Origin of the sequence: Streptomyces sp. NPDC051913 (assembly GCF_044593635.1) — a bacterium.
Lineage (GTDB): Bacteria > Actinomycetota > Actinomycetes > Streptomycetales > Streptomycetaceae > Streptomyces.
On the sequence record NZ_JBIUCI010000010.1, the window covers coordinates 77,697 to 94,420 of the forward strand.

The 16,724-nt window shown below is 70.9% G+C and carries 17 protein-coding genes; 9 read left to right on the plus strand and 8 right to left on the minus strand.

The genetic code is table 11. The features are described from left to right. A partial coding sequence (locus ACIHIX_RS28515; RefSeq protein ID WP_399960994.1) for a D-alanyl-D-alanine carboxypeptidase occupies nt 1–2,195 on the plus strand: 2,195 nt, incomplete at its 5' end. Nucleotides 2,196–2,377: 182 nt separating this feature from the next. Then, entirely contained in the window at nt 2,378–4,306 is a 1,929-nt protein-coding gene (locus ACIHIX_RS28520; protein ID WP_399960996.1) for an MFS transporter, read from the plus strand. 6 nt (nt 4,307–4,312) lie between these two features. On the opposite strand, the gene ACIHIX_RS28525 is transcribed toward ACIHIX_RS28520, so the two are convergent. From ACIHIX_RS28525 to ACIHIX_RS28535, 3 genes are all read right to left on the minus strand, one after another. After that, nucleotides 4,313–5,179 (minus strand): MerR family transcriptional regulator, encoded by an 867-nt coding sequence (locus tag ACIHIX_RS28525; protein WP_399960998.1) that lies wholly within the window; start codon nt 5,177–5,179, stop codon nt 4,313–4,315. An 80-nt stretch (nt 5,180–5,259) separates the two neighbouring features. Next, nucleotides 5,260–5,775 carry a glutathione peroxidase gene (locus ACIHIX_RS28530; RefSeq protein WP_399961000.1) on the minus strand — a complete coding sequence of 172 codons (516 nt, stop codon included), beginning with the start codon at nt 5,773–5,775 and terminating at the stop codon, nt 5,260–5,262. Between the two features lie 9 nt (nt 5,776–5,784). Then, on the minus strand, nt 5,785–6,768 hold the full coding sequence (locus tag ACIHIX_RS28535) for a winged helix-turn-helix domain-containing protein (RefSeq protein WP_399961002.1): 984 nt from the start codon (nt 6,766–6,768) through the stop codon (nt 5,785–5,787). A gap of 93 nt (nt 6,769–6,861) precedes the next feature. On the opposite strand from ACIHIX_RS28535, the gene ACIHIX_RS28540 reads away from it, so the two are divergent. Continuing rightward, nucleotides 6,862–8,058: an MFS transporter gene (locus tag ACIHIX_RS28540; protein WP_399961004.1), complete on the plus strand. Its 1,197-nt coding sequence runs from the start codon at nt 6,862–6,864 to the stop codon at nt 8,056–8,058. Here the strand turns inward: ACIHIX_RS28540 and ACIHIX_RS28545 are convergent. Further along, on the minus strand, nt 8,033–8,509 hold the full coding sequence (locus tag ACIHIX_RS28545) for a MarR family winged helix-turn-helix transcriptional regulator (RefSeq protein WP_399961006.1): 477 nt from the start codon (nt 8,507–8,509) through the stop codon (nt 8,033–8,035). The genes ACIHIX_RS28540 and ACIHIX_RS28545 overlap by 26 nt on opposite strands. Nucleotides 8,510–8,518: 9 nt before the next feature. Further along, nucleotides 8,519–8,944 carry a hypothetical protein gene (locus ACIHIX_RS28550; protein ID WP_399961008.1) on the minus strand — a complete coding sequence of 142 codons (426 nt, stop codon included), beginning with the start codon at nt 8,942–8,944 and terminating at the stop codon, nt 8,519–8,521. Nucleotides 8,945–9,323: 379 nt separating this feature from the next. Between ACIHIX_RS28550 and ACIHIX_RS28555 the strand changes: the two genes are divergently transcribed. Both ACIHIX_RS28555 and ACIHIX_RS28560 read left to right on the plus strand, forming a co-directional pair. Then, the gene (locus ACIHIX_RS28555; RefSeq protein ID WP_399961009.1) at nt 9,324–10,346 is read left to right on the plus strand and encodes a GNAT family N-acetyltransferase; all 1,023 of its coding nucleotides are present in this window, start codon (nt 9,324–9,326) and stop codon (nt 10,344–10,346) included. 43 nt (nt 10,347–10,389) lie between these two features. After that, nucleotides 10,390–11,622 carry a DegT/DnrJ/EryC1/StrS family aminotransferase gene (locus ACIHIX_RS28560; protein WP_399961011.1) on the plus strand — a complete coding sequence of 411 codons (1,233 nt, stop codon included), beginning with the start codon at nt 10,390–10,392 and terminating at the stop codon, nt 11,620–11,622. Here ACIHIX_RS28560 and ACIHIX_RS28565 read toward each other — a convergent pair. Continuing rightward, entirely contained in the window at nt 11,576–11,797 is a 222-nt protein-coding gene (locus ACIHIX_RS28565; RefSeq protein WP_399961012.1) for a cold shock domain-containing protein, read from the minus strand. The genes ACIHIX_RS28560 and ACIHIX_RS28565 overlap by 47 nt on opposite strands. A 139-nt stretch (nt 11,798–11,936) precedes the next feature. On the opposite strand from ACIHIX_RS28565, the gene ACIHIX_RS28570 reads away from it, so the two are divergent. The 3 genes from ACIHIX_RS28570 (at nt 11,937) to ACIHIX_RS28580 (ending at nt 13,181) form a co-directional block, all read left to right on the plus strand. Continuing rightward, entirely contained in the window at nt 11,937–12,308 is a 372-nt protein-coding gene (locus ACIHIX_RS28570) for a hypothetical protein (RefSeq protein ID WP_399961014.1), read from the plus strand. An 80-nt stretch (nt 12,309–12,388) separates the two neighbouring features. Continuing rightward, nucleotides 12,389–12,775, plus strand: coding sequence for a hypothetical protein (locus ACIHIX_RS28575; RefSeq protein WP_399961016.1), 387 nt, complete (start codon nt 12,389–12,391; stop codon nt 12,773–12,775). A gap of 22 nt (nt 12,776–12,797) precedes the next feature. Further along, complete coding sequence (locus tag ACIHIX_RS28580) at nt 12,798–13,181, plus strand: peptidase inhibitor family I36 protein (RefSeq protein ID WP_329338037.1); 384 nt, start codon at nt 12,798–12,800, stop codon at nt 13,179–13,181. A 53-nt stretch (nt 13,182–13,234) separates the two neighbouring features. Here ACIHIX_RS28580 and ACIHIX_RS28585 read toward each other — a convergent pair whose 3' ends face one another. After that, nucleotides 13,235–14,221 (minus strand): polysaccharide deacetylase family protein, encoded by a 987-nt coding sequence (locus ACIHIX_RS28585; protein WP_399961018.1) that lies wholly within the window; start codon nt 14,219–14,221, stop codon nt 13,235–13,237. Between the two features lie 4 nt (nt 14,222–14,225). Then, nucleotides 14,226–14,939, minus strand: coding sequence for a glycoside hydrolase family 11 protein (locus tag ACIHIX_RS28590; RefSeq protein WP_399961020.1), 714 nt, complete (start codon nt 14,937–14,939; stop codon nt 14,226–14,228). Between the two features lie 663 nt (nt 14,940–15,602). Here ACIHIX_RS28590 and chvE point away from each other — a divergent pair. After that, nucleotides 15,603–16,691, plus strand: coding sequence for a multiple monosaccharide ABC transporter substrate-binding protein (chvE, locus tag ACIHIX_RS28595; protein WP_399961021.1), 1,089 nt, complete (start codon nt 15,603–15,605; stop codon nt 16,689–16,691). The last annotated feature ends 33 nt before the right edge of the window (nt 16,692–16,724 follow it).

Sequence of the window (16,724 nt, forward strand, 5' to 3'; positions counted from 1 at the left end):
CGGGCCCTGACGCAGAGCCCGCCGACAGCCCGGCCGGTAAGCCGGTGCTCACCGGCACGGACCCGTCCGACGAGCCCCGTGACGCGGGCCCTGACGCAGAGCCCGCCGACAGCCCGGCCGGTAAGCCGGTGCTCACCGGCACGGACCCGTCCGACGAGCCCCGTGACGCGGGCCCTGACACAGAGCCCGCCGACAGCCCGGCCCGTAAGCCGGTGGCCACCGGCACCGCCGCCGAGCCCACCGACGAGCCCCGTGACGCGCGTGGTGGCACCGAGCCCGCCGACGGCCCCGTCACCGCCGCCAAGGCCGATGAGCCGGCGGACAAGCCGGTCAGCCCTGCCTCCACCGGCGCTGCCGACAAGGCCCGCGAGCCCGCCGACAAGCCCACGAGCGCGGCCCCGAAGCCCGACCCGCGCGCGGCGTCCGGCACGGCAGCCCCGGCCCCCGCCGACGCCCCTCGGTCCGCCGAAGGCGACAAGGCCCCCCAGGACTCGCCCGCACCCGGAGCCGCGAGCCGCGCCCCGGCCCCCGCCGACGCCCCTCAGGCCGCCGGCGGTGACAAGTCCCCGCAGGACTCGCCCCCGCCCGGCACCGCGAGCCGCGCCGCAACCCCCGCCGACGCGCCTCCGGCCGCCCCAGGCGGCAAGGCCCCACGAAGCGACGTGCCCGCAGCCGCCGACGGCGGCAAGGCCCCGCAAGGGCCACCCGCAGGCGGCGACGAGAGTCGCACGGGTGGTGCGGGTGGGAAGAAAACCGAAGCCGAGGCCGGGCGGCAGGTGGATCAGCCGACCACCATGCTCAAGCTCCCGCCCTCCGCAGAGCGCACCAGCAAGTTCGTCGCGCTCAAGCCCGACGTCACCACCCCCGTCCCCCAGGTCGGCCCCGAGCGCACCACCCAACAGCCCCTCCCGCCGAAGCCCCCGCTGGACCTGCTGGCCGAGCTCACCAACACCCCGCCGCCCCCGGAGACCCCCCTCCGCACCACCGTCCGCCGCGTGAAGATCTGGACGCCCCTCGTCCTCCTCCTCGCGGTCATCTTTGCGGTCGTACAGTCCGTACGCGCGCTGCCCACCCCCACCCTCCAGCTCACCGCCGAGGACAGCTACTCCTTCGACGGCGGCAAGGTGGACATCCCCTGGCCGACCGACGGCCAGGGCGCCCTCGACGTCCAGGGCATCGGTTCCTTCGGCTCGTCCGGCGACCAGAAGCCCGTGCCGATCGCGAGCGTCGCCAAGGTCATGACGGCGTACCTCGTGCTGCGCGACCATCCGCTCAAGAGCGGCGCCAAGGGCCCGAACATCAAGATCGACCAGACCGCCCAGGACGAGGGCGCCGCCAAGAGCGACGAGTCCAAGGTCGCCGTCACCGCCGGTGACGCCATCTCCCAGCGTGAGGCGCTCGAAAGCATCCTCATCGCGTCCGCGAACAACATCGCCCGTCTCCTCGCCCGCTGGGACGCCGGTTCCGAGAAGGCCTTCGTCGAGAAGATGAACGACGCCGCCGACGACCTCGGGATGACGAACACGACGTACACCGACCCCTCCGGGCTGAACAACACCACCGTCTCCACCGCCGTGGACCAGGTGAAGCTCGCCAAGAAGGCGATGGAGTACCCGGCCTTCCGCGAGGTCGCCGCGATGATGTCGTACGACGACTACAAGGGCGAGAACCACCCCAACTGGAACCAGCTCGTCGGCAAGAACGACGTCGTCGGCATCAAGACCGGCACCACCACCTCCGCCCTCGGCAACCTCGTCTTCGCGGCGAAGAAGGAGGTCGACGGGGAGACCCGGACCATCGTCGGCGCCGTGCTGCGGCAGCCGGCCGGCGGCGTGGACAACACCATCCTCAGCGCCGCCCTCACCGCGGGCGACCAGCTGATCCGGGCCGCCCAGGGCGCCCTGGAGTCCGCGACGATCATCAAGAAGGGCGATGTCGTCGGGTACGTCGACGACGGGCTCGGCGGGCACACCCCCGTCGTCGCCACCAAGGACGTCACCGCCGTCGGCTGGTCCGGGCTGACCGTGAAGCTGACGTTCGCCGCCGATGACGTACCGCACACCGCGAAGGCCGGCACCAAGGTCGGCACGCTCACGGTCGGTGACTCCTCGGCCGGTGCCGTGGCGGTCCCGGTCGCGCTCCAGAAGGATCTCGTCGAACCGGGCTTCACGGACAAGCTGACCCGCCTGGGCTGATCGACGGCCGAAGAGCCGGTCCCTGCCCGCCGCCGACGCCCCCGCCCGGGGGCCCGGCGGCGGGCTGCGTGCTAGCGTCACGAATCGGGGCAGGTCGCCGGTCGCCCACAACGCGACCGTGAACGAGGCCGGAACATCACACGGCCGAGAAAAGAAGACGGGACACGGGGAGTTGCCTTCAGGTGGCCACTGCGGAGCCGACACGCGCAGACGACGCCGATCCGGGCTCGGACACGAGCCCGCGAATACGCGTGCCCGCACCGCGCACAGAGAGCACGGGCGACAGCACCGACGAGAGCAGCGGCGAGCGCGGCAGTGGCGGCGACAGCCGTCGTGCCGACACCTCACCCGGGCCTGAGCCCTCGCCTCCGGTGCCCTCCCGCTTCCTCACCGCGTTCCTCGCTCTGCGCGAGCGGATCCTGCGGCACCCCGTTCTCTCCTTCACCGTCCTGTCCGGCGGGCTCCACATCATGTGGTTCTTCGTGTTCGCGAACAGCGGCGGCGACCTCGCCGCCCAGGACGCCTGGGCGGAGTTCGTCGGGCGGCACCCGGACTCGGCGTACAACCTCGCCTGGTACGGCGGCATGCACCCGGTGTCGTACAGCGTGGTCTCGCCGTATCTGATGTCCGTCCTCGGTGTCCGTACGACGATGATGATCGCCGGCACCGTCTCGGCCGGGCTGCTCACGCTGATCCTGCTGCGCAGCCGGTCCGTGAAGAACCCGCTGTGGGCCTCGCTCGCGGGCGTCGTCGCCTTCTTCTGCAACGCCGTCTCGGGGCGGGTGACCTTCGGCCTCGGCACGATGTTCGCGCTCGGCGCGGTCGCGGTCGTGTTCTGCTGGCCGTACCGCTGGCGCTACAAGCGGTGGGCGAAGGCGCTGTGCGCCGCGCCGCTGGCCGCGCTCGCCACGATGGCCTCGCCGGTCGCGGGCCTGTTCGTGGGGCTGGTCGCGGCGGCGCTGTTCCTCCAGAAGCGGCGGCCCGGCGCCTGGGCGCTGGGCATCGCGCCGACCGTGGTGGTCGCGGTGTCGGCGTGGCTGTTCCCGTTCTCCGGCACCCAGCCGATGATCTTCGGTTCGGTGATCCTGCCGTTCACGTACGGCGCCCTGGTCTACTTCCTCGTCCCCAAGGAGTGGAAGACGGTCCGGCTGACGGCCGCGGTGTACGCGCTCGCCGTCGTCCTGGTCTGGCTGATCAGCTCCCAGATCGGCTCCAACATCTCCCGGCTGCCCATGCTGTTCGCCGGGACGGTGCTGTTGGCGGCGCTGCCCTTCACGGTGCCGCGCAGCCGCAAGTGGTACGCGATCGTGCTGGCCATCGCCGGGTTCGGCGGCTGGATCGGCTTCAAGTCGGTCGACGACGTCCTCAACACCACCCCGGCCGCCTCCTGGGCCCGCGAGCTCGCCCCGCTCGTCAACGAGCTCCAGGAGGTCGGCGCCGAGAAGGGCCGCGTCGAGGTCGTGCCGGCCCGTTCCCACCGGGAGGCGTCCGCGCTCGCCCCGTACGTCAACCTCGCCCGCGGCTGGAACCGCCAGGCCGACATGGAGCGCAACCCGCTCTTCTACGACGACACCCTGAACTCGGCGAACTACCACGAGTGGGTCAAGCGCTGGGCCGTGCACTTCGTGGTCGTCCCCAAGGACGAGCCGGACGGGGACGGGGCGAAGCGCGAGCGGGACCTCGTCCAGCGGGGCATGCCCTATCTGAAGCAGGTCTGGGGCGACGCCAACTGGCAGCTGTTCCAGGTCACCGACCCCACCCCGCTCGCCGAGCCCAACGCGGTCGTCGACCGCGCCGAGCAGGGCGAGATGACCCTCCAGGTGAAGAAGGCCGGCCGCATCCTCATCCGGATCCCGTACTCGCCGTGGCTGAGCGTCGTCGACGCCGACGGCAAGAGCCTGGATCCGCCCAAGGAGACCCAGGCGTCCAAGGACCGGGCCGACGGGGAGCCGAAGACGTACGACAACGTCAACGGCTGCCTGATGGAGACGGAGGAGGACGCCCAGGGCGACAAGTGGACGGAGCTCCTCGCGCCGAAGGCCGGGACGTATCGCTTGGCGGCGCCGTATCAGCTGCCGCGCGGGACGCCGTGCCCCGACGAGCTCAAGTAGGGCTGCCTACTTGACCGGGAAGGCGACGTCACAGACGGGGTCCTCGGGCCCCGCCGCCTCCCAGTCCGCGAAGTAGATCTCCCGGCAGGGCCCCGCCTGCTCCAGGCCCTGCCCGGCGATCCACTCCTCCACCGCCTCGAAGGCGGCCATGATCTGCGGATGGGCCACCTGGGCCTTGGTGACACGGGTGTACGCGAACCGCTGGGCGGGCTCCACCCGTACCGCCGTCTCCCAGGCCCGTCCGCGCTCCGCCGCCCACGCCCGGGCCGCGGCCTCGTCGGCGACGGGCACGCAGGACTCGGCGGGGCCGTCGCTCTCCATGGAGACCTCGGCGTGGTAGAGGACGAACGGCGCCGCCGTCCCGCCCCCGCACTCCCGCGAGGCCTCCTCCAGGCGTCCCAGCGACGCCCCGATCCACGCCGGCAGCTCATCGGCCAGCGTGTGGCGCTTCTCGGTGATCACCACCTGCTCCGGCAGCTCCACCGTCTCCACCGCGAACTTCCCGTACATCTCGGAGCTCCTCCCCGACAGTCGTCCACGGAGGTACTCGGCGAGCGTCCGCTGCCCGGCCAGCCGGGTCTCCACCTCGGCCCAGTAGCCGGCCAGCACGTCCGCGCCCGCGACCCCGCCCGTCTCGACCACCTCGGCGATCCGCGCCAGCGGCATGTCGAGCTGTCGCAGCATCGCCACCAGCCGGGCGCGTTCCACCTGACCGGCCCGGTAGTAGCGATAGCCGCTGGCCTCGTCGACATGCGCCGGGGTCAGCAGCCCGAGCCGGTCGTACAGCCGCAGGGCCTTGGCCGAGAGGCGGGCCCGCGCGGCGAACGCGCCGATGCTGAGCAGGTCGTCGTGGATCGGGTCGTGGTCGGTCACGGGATCATCCTCGTCCTCCGTCACCGGACGGGTCTTTCCGCCCGGTGACGAGGAGGCTCTTCCCTGCCCCAGGGGCAAGGTCAACCGGCGAGCTGCGCCTCGAGGGCGGCGACCAGCTCCGCCGCGTCCGGCTCGGTCTGCGGCGAGAAGCGGGCCACGACGGTGCCGTCGCGGCCGATGAGGAACTTCTCGAAGTTCCAGCGGATGTCGCCGGTGTGCCCCTCGCCGTCGGCGAAGTCGACGAGGCGGTCGTAGAGCTCGTGCCGGCCCTCGCCGTTCACCTCGACCTTCTCGGTCAGCGGGAACGTCACGCCGTACGTCGCCGAGCAGAACTCCGCGATCTCCTCGGCGCTGCCGGGCTCCTGGCCGAGGAACTGGTTGCAGGGGACGCCGAGGACGGTGAAGCCCTTGTCGGCGTACTGCTTCTGGAGGTTCTCCAGGCCCGTGTACTGCGGGGTCAGCCCGCACTTGGAGGCCACGTTCACGATCAGCACGGCCTGGCCGGCGTACTGGGAGAGGTCGGCGGCACCGCCCTGGAGGGTGCCGATCTCGACGGAGAGGGGAGAGGTGGGGGAGTTGCTGTCAACAGTGGTCATAAGCGGATGCTAACTCCGGTAAGTGTCGGGCCGACGTGAGGCCTCTACGAGGACGGTCCCGGCCGCCGTCCGCTCGTACAGCACCGACCGCCCCGCCCGCCGCCGCTCCACCAGCCCCGCGTCCAGCAGCACCCGCAGATGGCGGCCGACCGAGCCGAGGCTCTGCCCGGTGACGGCGACCAGCTGGGTCGTGCTCATGGGGGAGCCGAGCAGCATGAGCACGCCGGCGCGCGCGGCGCCGATCAGCGCCCCGAGCCCGGCCGGCACCGGACGGCGGTCGTGGTCCTCGGCGAGCACACCGGAGCACGGGTAGACCACGGCGTACCGCTCCCGCCCCTCCCACGACACCCAGCCGCCGCCCGTCGTCACCGGGACGAAGGCCAGCTCGGCGCCGGAGGCGATCTCCCGCGGCGGATACGCGTGCAGATTGACCTGGAACCGGCTCTCGCCCAGCCAGCGGGTCCAGGGCCGCAGCGAGTCCAGCACGGCCGCCCAGCCGCCATGGCTGACCTGCGCGGTCCGGGCGACCACGTCGGCCTCCAGAATGCGCCGCCGACGCTCCCAGTACGGCCGTACGGTCTCCGCCCACACATGGGTGAGGAGCGCGGTCGCCCGCTCGGGCAGGTCGTCCCGGTCCAGCAGCGCGGGAAGCGGGCCGGCGAGGGAGACACGGAGGTGGGCGCGGGCGGCATCGGGGCCGGCCGCCCGCACCCGGGCCACGGTCGCCTCGAAGCTCTCCCCGGCGACCGGGGTGGGGCAGACGAAGTCGGCGATCCAGGACCTGAGCGCGGCGTCGACGAGCGGTCCCGCCACCGGGTCGGCGGCGAGGAACGCGCGGTAACCCGGCAGATGCGCGCGCAGCCAGGCCTCCTCGCCGGGATGGGCGGCGCTCCCGGCGTGCAGCAGCTTCAGACACGCGAACGTCTCGGCGAAGGGGGAGACCAGGAACCGGCTGCGGGCGAGGGTGTCGGTGCCGATCAGCCACAGGCCCATGCGTCGTAGGCCCCCCTCTCCTGTGCCCGTACGACGTTTCGTGTGTCGGCGAAACAGTAAACACGGCTGCGGGAGGAACGGAGACTCCGACCCATGCGCAGCTACCGAACCCTGTTCCGCACCCCGGAGTTCACCCCCTTCTTCCTCTCCTACGCCGCCTTCAACGCGGCCCTGACGATCGGCGGGCTGTCGCTCGCCACGCTGGTCTACCGGGCCACCGAATCGCCGCTGCTGTCGGCGCTGAGCATGTTCGGGCCGCAGCTGGCGCAGGTACTGGGCGCGACCTTCCTGCTGTCGGGCGCCGACCGGTTGCGTCCGCGGTCGACGCTGGCCGGCACGGGCCTCGCCTACGCGGCCCTCACGGCGCTGCTGGCGCTGCCCGGACTCCCGGTGTGGGGAGTCTTCGCCGTCGTACTGGTCCAGGGTCTGATCGCGTCGCTGGGCGGCGGAGTGACCGGCGGACTGCTCAACGAGATCCTCCCCAAGTCCGGTTTCGTGCTGGGGCGTTCGGTGTTCAACATGGCCTCGGGCCTGATGCAGGTGCTCGGCTTCGCGCTGGGTGGCGGGCTGTTGGCCCTGCTGTCCCCGCGCACGTGCCTGCTCCTCGCCGCGACGCTGTACGCCGTCCAGGCCCTGGGCTACCGCCTGGGCCTGACCGACCGCCCCGCCCGCGCCAAGGGCCGCCTCTCGGTCCGGGCGACCTGGCACACGAACGCCGTCCTGTGGTCCTCCCGCCCGCGCCGCCTCACCTACCTGGGCCTGTGGATCCCCAACGGCCTGGTGGTCGGCTGCGATTCCTTGTACGTCTCCTACGCCCCGGACGCGGCGGGGGTGCTGTTCGCGAGCGGGGCGCTGGGCATGTTCGCCGGGGACGTGATCGTCGGCCGCCTCGTACGCCCCGCCTTGCGCCCCCGGCTGGCCACCCCGCTGCTCCTGCTGCTGGCGACGCCGTACCTGCTCTTCGCCCTCCACCCCGAGGTACCCCTGGCCGCGGTGGCCGTCTGCCTCTCCAACGTCGGGTTCGCCGCGAGCCTCGTCCAGCAGGAGCGGCTGATGTCCCTCACCCCCGACGACATGGCGGGCCATGCCCTGGGCCTGCGGTCCTCCGGGATGCTCACGATGCAGGGCGTGGCGGCGGCGCTCGCGGGCACGGTGGCCCAGGTGACGTCGCCGGCGGCGGCGATGTCGATGACGGCGGGGGTCTCGGTGCTGGTGACGCTGGCGCTGGCCGTGGCGGGTCTTCGTGCGTCGTCCGCCGAGGCGGCTATGGAGCCGAGTCGGGCTCGCTGAAGACCTCGGGGACCTTGTTGTCGAGGACGACACGGGAGAGGAGGGCGGCGAGGCGGTCGCGTTCGGCGGGGGTGAGGTGGGCGGGCAGGGCGTCGATGCGGCGGCAGGTCTCGGCGTAGAATTCCGCGGCGAGCCGCGCCCCCTCGTCGGTCAATCCGACCCGTACGGCACGCCGGTCACGGGGATCGGCTTCCCGCCGCACCAGCCCCCGCTGCACGGTCCGGTCGACCAGCCCGGTCAGACTCGACTTGGCCAGCCCCAACGTCTCACCGAGCTCGCTCATACCCTGCGGGTGCGCCATGAGCACACAGAGGAGCTGACCCTGTTGGGGCGTGAGACGGAAGACACGGCTGGAGTCGGCGTACACGGCGTTGACGAGAAACGCGGAGCGGACCAGGGCGGGGACTATGCCCAGGGGGTGGGGGGCGGGGGTGGTGGGTGGTTTGGGCATTGGGGCAGCTTAATTGCCGGGTTCTTGGCGCCCGTCACCGGTGATCGCCACACCGATGCTGCCCCCGGCGGCGATCGACCGCGTCCCGGACGCGACGACGACCACCGGACCGCCGCCGGCGCTGCTCGGCATCAGTGCTGCCAACTCCTCGGCCAATTCAGGGAACTTGGTCAGCGCCTTGCGGATCACCTGCCGCAGGGCGCCCAACGCATCCTCGCTGTCCGGGGCGGCGACCGCGTCCGCCACGGCCTCCGCCAGTGCCTCCCGCACCCGCTCGTCGGCCCGCTCGTGGGTGGTCCGTAGGAGGCCGCGGCCCACCTCCGCCGGTCCGCTCATGACCGGCACGCCGTCGCTGTCCAGTACCCGTTCCCCGTGCGCCCCCAGCGACTCCCGCAGATAGGGCGTCATCCCGTCCACGAACCCGGCGTCCGCCATCCCAAGGCCCCCGTTCCCTCCGTACATGGTGACTCACTCATACAGGCAGGGGTGCGTGACCGGACAGGAAGGCCCCGATCCGCACGTTTCCGTTACGACAGGCACCCTTGACAGCGTGCGTACTGTTTCGCGACGTTTGAGCCCCACCGCACAATGGGCACGGAGCGGACGGGCACATGGCGGAGGAAGTGGCGGGACGCGGCCGGCGCGTCATGGGGGGAACTGGGGGGAGCGATCGCCCATGCGATCCATGAGCAACTCCATGGACAACCAGAGAAACCAGCGAAACCAGCGAAACCAGAGAAGCCAGCGAAACCGGATAACTATCCACAGAACCGAGGAGCTGAGCAGCACGCTCCGCGCCGCCTGGCACCGGGTGATGGACGAGTCACCGGACTTCGGAAACCCTTTCCTGGCACCCGAGTTCGCGGTCGGGGTGGGCCGCCATCGGGGCGGGGCGCGGGTCGCGGTGTTGCACGAGGGTGCGGAGGCGGTCGGCTTCTTTCCGTACGAGCGGGGTCCGTTCGGGGTCGGGCGGGCGATCGGTCTCGGTCTCTCCGACTGCCAGGCCCTCGTCCACCGTTCCGGAGTCACCTGGGACACCGGGGAGTTGCTGAAGGCCTGCGGCCTCTCCGTGTTCGAGTTCGATCATCTCGTCGACGAGCAGAAGCCCTTCGGGCGGTATGTCACGGGGACGTTCGCCTCGCCGGTCGTCGATCTCAAGGCGGCCGAGGGCAGTTACCCGGAGTGGCTGCGGGCCACCTACCCCGGTCTGGCGAAGACGGTCCTGAAGAAGGAGCGCCGGCTGGCGCGCGACCACGGTGAGCTGCGGTTCGTCTTCGACGAGCGGGACCCGCAGGCGCTGCGGCAGCTGATGCGCTGGAAGTCCGCCCAGTACCGGCGCACGGGGCGCATGGACCGGTTCGCCCGCCCCTGGATCGTCGACCTCACCGAGCATCTCTTCCAGGTCCGCGAGGACCACTTCACCGGCGTCCTGTCCGTCGTCTACGCCGGTGACCGCCCGGTCGCCGCCCACTTCGGCCCGACCTCCCGCACCGTCTTCGCGGCCTGGTTCACGGCGTACGACCCCGAACTGCGCTACTACTCCCCGGGCCTGCTCATGCATCTGCGGATGGCCGAGGCCGCCGGGCGTGAAGGGGTGCGGGTGCTGGACCTGGGGCGGGGTGACAAGGAGTACAAGGACTGGCTCAAGACCCGTGAGCTGCGCGTCGGCGAGGGCTTCGCGGTCCGCCCGCACCCGGTGGCCGCGGCCCACCGCATGTGGCGCAGACCGGTCCGGGGCCTGCGCAACACGGTCCTGGCCCACCCCCGGCTCCGCGATCCGGCCGACCGCCTGCTGAAGACGATCGGCGGCCTGCGCACGTCTCCGCCGGCGAAGTAGCCGACGAGGCAGCCCCCTCCACTGATCTACAGACGAGGTGACGATGCCGTACGGATCGCGGCTCGCCGCGACGATGACGCGGCGGCTCGGCCGGGAGTGCGTCTACACGCCCTCGGCCCGACTGGCCCTGTACCTGGCCCTGCGCCGCTGGTGCCGCCCCGGCGGACGCGTGCTGATGTCCCCGGTGAACGACGACGTGATCCTCTTCGTCGTCCTCGCGGCCGGCCTGCGCCCCGTGACCGCCCCGGTCTCCCCCTGGGACGGCAACATCGACCCGGCGGCCGTACCGGAGTCCACCTGGCGCTCCCTGGACGCTGTGCTGACCACCAACCTCTACGGCATCCCCGACCGCGTCGGCGAACTCCGCAGGCGCTGCGACCAGTTGGGCATCCCGCTCATCGAGGACGCGGCCCACGCGATCGGCACGCACGTGGCCGGACAGCCCGTCGGTACCTTCGGTCAGGCCGCCGCCTTCAGCCTGTCCAAGCATGTGGCGGCCATGGCCGGCGGTTTCCTCGCCGTCGAGGACGCCCGCACCCGGCGGGAGCTGGAGCTGCTGCGGGACGACCTCCTCACCCCGGCCCGGCTCCGCGCCGACCTGGAGGTCACCCTGCGTCCGCTGGCCCGTTCGACGGTCAAGGCCCTGCACCTCGTACGCCCCACCTGGCGGGCCATGCAACGCCTCGGTCTGCTGGAGCGCGACGCCTACCGCATGCCGCTGCACGCGCCGCGGCTGTCGCTGGCCGCTCATGAGGCGCCCGGCCTGCCGCCGTACGATCCCTGGATCCGTGTCGACCTGCACGACTACCGCGTCCGCCACGGGGCGTTCGTGCGCGCCCAGTTGAAACTGCGGCTCGATCGTCTGGACGCCGACCTCGCCTGGCGCCGGGCCGGCGTGACGCTGCTCGCGGGCACCCCCTGGGCATCTCCGGCGGTGCGTGAGCGGGGCGGGGGTGAGGAGCCGCTGCCGCTGTTCCGGGTGCCGTTGCTGGTGGCCGATCGGGACGCTCTGGTGGAGCGCCTGGTGGGGCACGGCGTGGTCTCCGGGTATCTCTACGACCCGCCGCTGGACGACTACGCGGGCGCGGAGTTCGTCGACCCGGCGCCGGACCCGGAGCCCGCCCGCTGGTTCGCCTCGCATGTGCTGCCGGTGGACCCGTTGCTCGCCCGCCCGGTCACCAGGGCGCTGACGAAGGAGCGGGCCGGGACGGTCGAGCCGGGAGCGGCGGTCACGGCACGATGGACACCGCGCGGTAGTCGTATCCGTCCTGTTTGAAGCCCGGTGCCTCCCAGGCGAGTTGTACCCGCTGGCCGGGGGTGAGGTTGCGGAAGGAGCCCTGTCCGGCCTGGATGTCGGAGTAGTGGGCGAAGCAGCCGCCCGGGGTCTCGGGGGAGTCGAGGACGCCCCAGCCTTCCTCGTCGTACCAGTCGCGGACGATCGCAGTCACCATGCTCCGGACCCTACCGGAGCGACACCTGCTATATGACTACTCACTGTTACGGGTGACGTCCGTGCTCGCCGTGCTTGCGCAGGTCGGAGGGCGGGAAGGCAGCGCGTGCACCGTCCAACCGCCGCCCCCCGAGGTTTCCTTGCGACACTCCGTCACCTTCGCCCTGTCCGCCGCGCTCACCGCGCTCACGCTCGCCCCCGCCCCGGAGGCGGCAGCCGTCGCCGTCCAGCCGGGGCACGTCTGCTTCTGGCCCCAGCCCGGCGAGATGGGTGGCGGCTGGTGCTACGACGCCAACCGCGGCGGATACGCCGAACTCGACAACTCGGTGCGCAGAAACGCGAAGTCCTTCAGCTCCCAGGTCAACCGGACCACGTACGTCCTCCACTTCCCGCGCTCGGGCCCCTGTCTGCAACGCACGGTCTACGGGGGCGACTACTCCGAGAACTGGGAGTGGTCGGGCAAGGTCGACGCGATCGACACCACCCCGCACTCCGACTGCCAGCCGGGGTGAACCGCCGCGTCCTGCGCTGTCTCGGGGCGCTGTTTCTGGCCGTGTGCGCGACCGGTTGCGGCGGCCCGAGACAACCGGCCGTGTCCCTGACCCCGGCCGACACCCTCAAGGCGGCCCAGGTCCTGCTCACCGACCGCTGTCTGACCCGCCAGGGCCTCACTCCGCCCCGGCCGGGCGGTCCCGCCGCCTCCGGGGCCGTGGACCGCGCCCTGTTCGGCACCGGCCGGGCCGAACTGACCCTGGAACTGCCCGGCGGACAGGTCGTCGGCCACCACACCGACGGCTGCCTCGCCGCCGCGGAGCGCCGTCTCTACGGCGACCAGCGGCGCTGGTTCCGCGCCGTCACGCTCGTGAACAACCTCAAGTCCCGGGCCCCGCGCGAAGACCGCGCCGCCTACCGGACGCTGCGCGCCCACGGCCTCACCGAGGCACGGGAGTTGCTCAGCGCTTCGTACAACCACCGATAGAACCGAAGGAAAGGCATTACTCGTGAAGCAGTACGTCTCCCTGCTCGTCGCCGCCGTCCTCGCCACCGGCACGGGCCTGGCCACCGCCTCGCCGGCGTCGGCCGCGGAGTGTCCGAGCGGCAACTTCTGCGCCTGGACCGACGCCAACTTCGGCGGGCAGCGGATGAACGCCTCCGGTGACGACGAGTGGTGGGAGAGCTGGATCGCCGACGAGGACTCCTCGTGGGCGAACCACGGCATCTCCGGCCCCGGCGTCAAGGACCACGTCAAGGTCTACGAGTCCGCGATCCAGTTCCCGTCCACGGGCGGTGCCATGACGATCTGCCTCCGTCCGGGCGACGAGGTGGGCTACAACGCGACCGCCAACGACCGCGGCGACGCCCATGTGTGGGCGATGGGCTGCTGACAGCGTGAGGGAAGGCGCGGCGGCCATCGGCGGGGCCGCCGCGCCCTGGTGGGTCAGCCCGTGGTGCAGGAGACCGTGGGCCAGGTGTAGTTGCCGTTGTGCTGGATGGTCACGCCCCAGGTGTTGCCGCTGCCGTTGGGCTTGGCGGTCAGCACCTGTGCGCCGGGATAGCTGACGGTGGCGTTCCAGGTGGAGAGGACCTTCGCGGGCGAGGGCACGTTCATCGTCACGGTCCAGTTGCTGGAGCCCGAGACCGTGACGTTGAGGTTGTACCGGTCGCTCCACGAGGACCCGGCGGAGAGCGTGGCCGTACAGCCGGTGTTGCCGCCTCCGCCTCCGCCTCCGCCACCGGGGGCGACGGCTCGGCCGGTGGTCGGCGAGATCATCCCGGCGCACAGCCCGCGCGCCGCCAGCCCCTGCGCGATCCGTGGGATCGCGGCGAGCGTGTTGGCGGGCCAGTCGTGCATGAGGATGACCTGGCCGTCGGTGAGCCGTCCGGCGGCGGCGACGATGGCGTCCGTACTGGCGCCGTTCCAGTCCTGTGAGTCCACGTTCCACAGGATCTCGGTGAGCCCGTACTTGGCCTCGACCGCCTTCACGGTCGCGTTGGTCTCGCCGTACGGCGGCCGGAACAGCGTCGGTGCGCCACCGCCGGCCGCGGCGATCGCCGCTTGTGTGCGGGAGATCTCCGAGTCGATCTGGGCCTGACCGAGGGTGGTCAGATGGGGGTGGGTGTAGCTGTGGTTGGCGACCCACATACCGGCGCTGACCTGGGCCTTGACCAGGGACGGGTTGGCGGCTGCGTACTGCCCCTGGTTGAACATCGTGGCCCGCAGCCCGTTCTGGGTGAGGGCGTTCAGCAGGGCCGAGGTGGTGCTGGACGGCCCGTCGTCGAAGGTGAGCCCGACGTACCCGGTACAGGTGGCGGCCTGTGCCGGGGCGGCGGCCTGGACGGTCAGGGTGCTCGCTGCTGCCATGGCGAGGACGGCCAATCTGCTGAACAGGGAACGGAGCGGGCGGCGGATCTCGCGGCTGCTCATGCCCTCACCCGCTGACCGTGATGTTCGAGCTGCCGCTGCTCTGGTAGCCCTCCGTCGCCATGATCATGTAGTAGTTGAAGCTGCCGAGCGGCATCCCGACGCGGGACCAGGCGTCGAAGTGGTTGCCGGTGGTGATGGTGCCGCCGGTCCGCTTCGACTGGCGCACGCTCCAGTACTGGTTGAAGGTCCTGGTGCCTTCCACCGACGGGGCGTTGTAGCGGGTGGTCTGGTAGATGTCGTACGTGCCGCCGTCGCTGGTGACCGTGCCCTTGTACGTGCCGGTGGGCCGGTAGGTGCCCCAGTTGTCGACGATGTAGTACTCGACGAGCGGGTTCGAGGTCCAGCCGTACAGCGCGAGGTAGGCGTTGCCGGAGGGGCTGAAGCTGCCCGAGTACGTCACGTTCCTGCGGGAGCCGTTGCTCCAGCCCTTGCCCGCGACGAAGTTGCCGGTGTTGCGCCAGGAAGTGCTGTAGTTCCCACCGGAGTTCAGGGTCATGGAGACGGTGCCCTGGGCGTCGGTCCAGAAGGAGTAGTAGAAGCCGTTGTTGGTCCCGGTCTGGTTGGTGGTGACGACCGTGGCGGCGTGCGCGGTGCCGACGGCGCCGGGGAGGGTCAGCGCGGCACCGGTGCCGAGCAGGAGGGCGCAGACACCGCGGCGGGTGGGGTGGGTGGAGTGGGTGGGGGCGGGGGTGTTGCTGGGTGCGGGTGCGTCGTTCATGGACGTGTTCCTCCTCGTCCTCGGAGAGGGCGGTGGGGGGCCGGAGGGGGGAGCCCCGTCAACGCATGCAGTGTTGGTCTGTCCCCGACAACTGTCAATGGTTTCGGCACAGTTGGCGAAACAGTCGCAGGTGGCTGACGTGCGGGGGTGGTGGACGGATGGCTCTCGATCGAGATCGACTTTCGATCGCGGGCATCGAATGTTTCGAGGAATTACCGGTCGGTGCGGTCCGGTTCCTTCATCCTCCCCACGCGTCCCACACCTTCGCACCTTTCTGTAACCGTTCCAGTTCGCACCGTTGACACCACGCACGCCTCCCCTTACCGTCACGCCAACATTCCGCACGTATGTCGAGATTTCGAACGCTCGGAAGGCGAGTGCTCAGTGCATTGCCGGGATCGGCCCGTAGGCGACCTGAACGCCGTGGCGCGGCCTGACGTATAGGCGGCAAGGCAGTTGAAGGCCTGAGTGGCGCCCCGCACCGTTCCGCCCCAACTCCTGGGCAGGACAAGCAAGTTGCTCACCCCCCGCAGCCCCCCACCCATACCCCGTGAACCTCGCTGAGCCGACCCTCGCGTCGTTCGCGTCACCGTCCCCCTGCTGGATCGCTCCCCTCGCACGCCGTCATCCCCTCAACGACGAGAAGGACAAGGAACCATCACCGTGCTCGATCGAAGAACCGTCCTGGCCGGAGCCGCCTCCCTGGCCCTCACCCTGTCCGCCTGTGGCCTAGAGAGCGACGCCTCCGACAGCGGCTCCGGCAGCTCAGAGGGCGGCACCGTCGGCATCGCCATGCCGACCCGGTCCTCCGATCGCTGGCTCACCGACGGCAAGAGCGTGGTCGCCAACCTGAAGGCCAAGGGGTACAAGACCAAGCTGGTCTACGGCGACGACGACCCGAAGGCCCAGGTCGCGCAGATCGAGAAGCTGGTCAAGGAGGGCGTCGATGCCCTGATCATCGCGGCGATCGACAACAAGTCCCTGAACGGCGTGCTGAAGAAGGCCGCCGACGCCGACATCCTGGTGATCGCCTACGACCGGCTCATCATGGGCACCAAGAACGTCGACTACTACGTCTCGTTCGACAACGAGATGGTCGGCCGGATGCAGGCCCACCACATCATCGAGAAGCTCGGTCTGGACAAGGGCAAGGGCCCGTTCAACATCGAGTTGTTCGCCGGGTCTCCCGACGACAACAACACCAAGTACTTCTTCGACGGTTCGATGGCCCTCCTCCAGCCTTACCTGGACGGCAAGCAGTTGGTCGTCCCGTCCGGCCAGACCGAGCTCGACAAGATCACCACTCTGCGCTGGGACGGCCCCACCGCGGAGAAGCGCATGAACCGCGTCCTCTCCAAGTACGCCGGCCAGAAGCTCGACGCGGTCCTCTCGCCGTACGACGGCATATCGAGGGGCGTCCTGTCCGCCCTGCACACACACGGCTACGGCACCGCCATCAAGCCCCTGCCGATCGTCACCGGCCAGGACGCCGAACTGGAGTCCGTGAAGTCGATCATCGCGGGCCAGCAGTCGGAGACCGTCTACAAGGACGTCCGCAAGCTCGGCGACGCCGCCGCGACCGTCGTCGACGACGTGCTCAACGGCCGCACCCCGTGGGTGGACAACGCCATCGGCTACAAGAACGGCGTCAAGCCCGTCCCCGCCGTCCTGCTCCAGCCGACGAGCGTCGACAAGTCCAACTACGAGATCCTGGTCAAGGACGACTACTTCACCGAGGACGAGCTCAAGTAGCGGCCTCACGAGAAGAGCGTCCGCGGATCTGCG